At 47.1% G+C, this 1196-nt stretch carries 1 protein-coding gene; it reads right to left on the bottom strand.

The features are described from left to right. Nucleotides 1–38: 38 nt before the first annotated feature. Nucleotides 39–1126, bottom strand: a protein-coding gene (locus tag AC2A1E_RS24100; RefSeq protein ID WP_484385859.1) for an IS3 family transposase whose coding sequence is annotated in 2 segments (ribosomal slippage) — nt 39–874 and nt 874–1126 — 1089 coding nt in all. Because the reading frame shifts where the segments join, the coding sequence is not laid out codon by codon here. Between the last annotated feature and the right edge of the window lie 70 nt (nt 1127–1196).

Raw genomic sequence — 1196 nt, 5'->3', positions numbered from 1 at the left:
GGTAATCCCCCCATTTTTAACGGAGGTAATAAGTAGGATCAGGACATGCGTTGTCTATGCTGCATCGGTGTGTAGCCATCCAACGCCATATTGGGTCGTTCGTGATTATAAAACCATTGCCACTGCGTGGCATAGTTCTGCAATTCATCCAGCGATGAAAACAGGTGTTGTCCCAACCAATCATAGCGTACCGTTCGGTTGTAACGTTCGATATAGGCATTTTGCTGCGGATTACCAGGTTGGATGAAGTTAATCTGGATCCCTTGCTTACACGCCCATGATAGTAATGTCTTACTGGTATATTCTGGCCCATTATCACACCGTATTGCTGCTGGCTTGCCTTTCCACTCAATGAGATGTTCCAACGTTCTCACGACCCGATTTGCGGGCAGGGAAAAATCCACCTCAATGGCCAGTGCCTCACGATTAAAGTCGTCGATAATATTCAGTAAACGCACTGAACGACCATCTGATAACTGATCGTGCATAAAGTCCATTGACCAGCATTCATTGCTGTTTGCAGGCACGGTCAGTGGTTCGGGCTTATCCCGTTTCAGGCGTTTTTTGGGCTTGATCCGCATGTTCAATGACAGCTCGCAGTAAATTCGATACACACGTTTGTGGTTGAAACGAAAGCCTTTTACATTACGCAGGTATAAAAAACACAGGCCAAACCCCCAGTTACGTTGGCTATCCGTAATACGGAGCAGCCAGTCAGCAATGGCGTCATTTTCTTCACTCAGTTTAGCCTGATAGCGGTAGCAACTTTCGCTGACAGCAAATAGCTGGCAAGCAAAGCGAATGCTGATGTTTCGGCTCCTGACAGCGTTCTGAGCCATCTGCTTTCGACACGATGGCTTCACCACTTTTTTGCCATGGCTTCCTGAATAATTTCGGCTTTAAGTCGCTCTTCGGCATACATCTTTTTGAGACGGCGGTTTTCGTCTTCCAGTTCTTTCAGACGGGCCATCATGGAGGCATCCATGCCGCCAAAGCGTGAACGCCATTTATAGAAACTGGCATTGCTCATGCCATGTTCGCGACACAATTCAGCCACTGGCGTTCCTGCCTCGGCTTGCTTAAGGATGGCCATGATTTGGCTATCGGTAAAACGCGATTTTTTCATAGAAATCTCCTCAGTTCAGATTACGAGAAAATTCTACTTATGAACACACCGCTTTTTCGGGGGGATTACC

It is taken from the genome of Serratia sp. HNCC26DJ206, assembly GCF_057180605.1.
The sequence above is the reverse complement of the archived record's forward strand: the minus strand, read 5'-3'. Positions and strand labels throughout refer to the sequence as shown.